Origin of the sequence: Micromonospora sp. M51, from assembly GCF_018070305.1 — a bacterium.
GTDB classification, from domain to species: Bacteria; Actinomycetota; Actinomycetes; order Mycobacteriales; family Micromonosporaceae; genus Micromonospora; species Micromonospora parva.
Genome location: NZ_JAGPXZ010000841.1, coordinates 1 through 2,452, shown reverse-complemented (window position 1 = coordinate 2,452; position 2,452 = coordinate 1). Strand labels below are relative to the sequence as shown.

Below are 2,452 nucleotides of genomic sequence, written 5' to 3'. Positions count from 1 at the left end.
GCCCTCGTCGTACCGGTGGTCGTCGACGGGTGCGCTCGCTCAGCCGAGGTCGGGCTGGGTGTCGCTGAAGGACTTCACCGTGGCGCCGTACAACGGTCAGCAGCTCGTCTACGCCACCACGCACGACACCGGAACCACCTGGGGCTCGATGAACTTCGGCCTCTTCAGCAACTACTCGCAGATGGGCTCGGCCAGCCAGAACGCGATGAACTCGGCGACCGTCGCGCCGTCGCTGTTCTACTTCGCTCCGCGCAACATCTGGGTGCTGGCCTACCAGTGGGGCGGCACGGCCTTCTCGTACCGGACCTCGAGTGACCCGACCAACCCGAACGGATGGTCGGCGGCGCAGACGCTGTTCACCGGCAGCATCTCCAACTCCAACACCGGCCCGATCGACCAGGCACTCATCGGCGACGACCAGAACATGTACCTGTTCTTCGCCGGCGACAACGGTCGGATCTACCGGGCGAGCATGCCGATCGGGAACTTCCCGGGCAGCTTCGGCTCCAACTACACGACGATCATGACCGACTCGACGAACAACCTCTTCGAGGCCGTCCAGGTCTACAAGCTCCAGGGCCTGAACAAGTACCTCATGATCGTCGAAGCGATCGGCGCGAACGGGCGCTACTTCCGATCGTTCACCGCCAGCAGCCTGGGTGGCACGTGGACGCCGCAGGCCACGTCCGAGAGCAACCCGTTCGCAGGCAAGGCCAACAGCGGTGCCACCTGGACCAACGACATCAGCCACGGTGAGCTGCTGCGGACCAGCGCCGACCAGACCATGACCGTCGACGCGTGCAACCTGCAACTGCTCTACCAGGGTCGTTCCCCCAGTTCCGGCGGCGACTACGGCCTCCTGCCGTACCGGCCGGGTCTGCTGACCCTCCAGCGCTGACGATCGGACACCGCCGGGGGCGGGTGGGCTCGCGCGAGCCCACCCGCCCCGCATCCATCCACCACCAGGAGGTACGACAGTGCCAGAACACGCCAACCGTCCCCCGTCCCCGGGAGACGCCGACCCGACCCGGGTGTCCCCCCGGCGCCGGAGAGGGATCTTCACGCTCGCCGCGGCCGGGCTCGCCGCCGCGGTCGGCCTGCTCTCCATCACCGTGGCGACCGGATCGGCGTCGGCCGCCGACAACCCGTACCAGCGCGGTCCGGACCCGACCCGGACCAGCGTCGCCACCGAGAACGGTCCGTTCGCCAACACCTCGGTCAGCGTCCCGACCGGGTACGGCTTCAACGGCGGCCGGATCTACTACCCGACCGACACCAGCCAGGGCACCTTCGGGGCCATCGCGATCTCGCCGGGTTACACGGCGTTGTTCTCCGCGGAACTGGCCTGGATGGGGCCGTGGCTGGCCTCGCACGGCTTCGTCGTGATCGGCATCGAGACCAACAGCCGTAACGACTTCGACACCGCCCGGGGCACCCAGTTGCTCGCCGCCCTGGACTACCTGACCCAGCAGAGCCCGGTACGCGACCGCGTCGACCCCACCCGGCTGGCGGTCGCCGGTCACTCCATGGGCGGCGGTGGCGCGCTGAGCGCCGCCACCCGGCGATCGTCGTTGAAGGCCGCGGTCGGCATCGCGCCGTACTCGCCGTCATCGAACCTGGCCAACGACCGGGTGCCGACAATGATCTTCTCCGGGCAGGCCGACACCGTGGTCACCCCGTCCTACGCCACCAGCCTGTACAACAGCCTGCCGAGCACGACGGAGAGTATCTACCTGGAGGTCGCCGGCGCCGACCACGGGTTCATGGTCGGCCGGTCGAACCCGGTGATGATCCGGACCATGTTGCCGTTCCTCAAGATGTTCATCGACAACGACGCCCGGTACAGCCAGTTCCTCTGCCCGTTGCTGGACTCCAGCGGTGTGGTCACCTCCCGCAGCACCTGCCCGTTGCTGCCGTCGACGCCGACCACCCCGCCGACCGACCCGCCGACCGACCCGCCCACCAACCCGCCCGGCTCGGCCAACGAAATCGTCGGCACCCAGTCCGGCCGGTGCGTCGACGTGCCCAACGCGGCGACCACCAACGGCACCCGGGTGCAGCTCTACACCTGCAACAAGCAGACCAACCAGGCCTGGACCTACACCTCAGGCAAACAACTGCAGGTGTACGGCACCATGTGCCTCGACGCCGCCGGCTCCGGCAACGGCGCGGCGGTGCAGATCTACAGCTGCCACAGCCAGACCAACCAACAGTGGAACGTCAACTCCAACGGCACCATCAGCAACGTCCAGTCCGGGCGATGCCTGGACGTCTGGAGCACCAGCAACGGAGCCCAGATCCAGCTGTACGACTGCCACGGCCAGACCAACCAGCAGTTCCGGCTCGCCGCCCTCGGCGGTGGCACCCAGACGCCCACCCCGACGCCGACCACGCCACCGCCGACCGGCGGCGCGTGCGACCTGCCCTCGTCGTACCGGTGGTCGTCGACGGG

The 2,452-nt window shown here is 68.3% G+C and carries 2 protein-coding genes; both read left to right on the top strand.

Annotated features, from left to right (window positions below; all coding sequences use genetic code 11):
* Positions 1–898 (top strand): non-reducing end alpha-L-arabinofuranosidase family hydrolase (locus tag KBX53_RS29595; RefSeq protein WP_256443437.1); only part of this gene is annotated, 898 nt, incomplete at its 5' end.
* A gap of 79 nt (positions 899–977) precedes the next feature.
* Positions 978–2,452, top strand: a 1,475-nt coding sequence (locus KBX53_RS29590; protein ID WP_210862934.1) for a ricin-type beta-trefoil lectin domain protein, incomplete at its 3' end; no start/stop codon positions are given.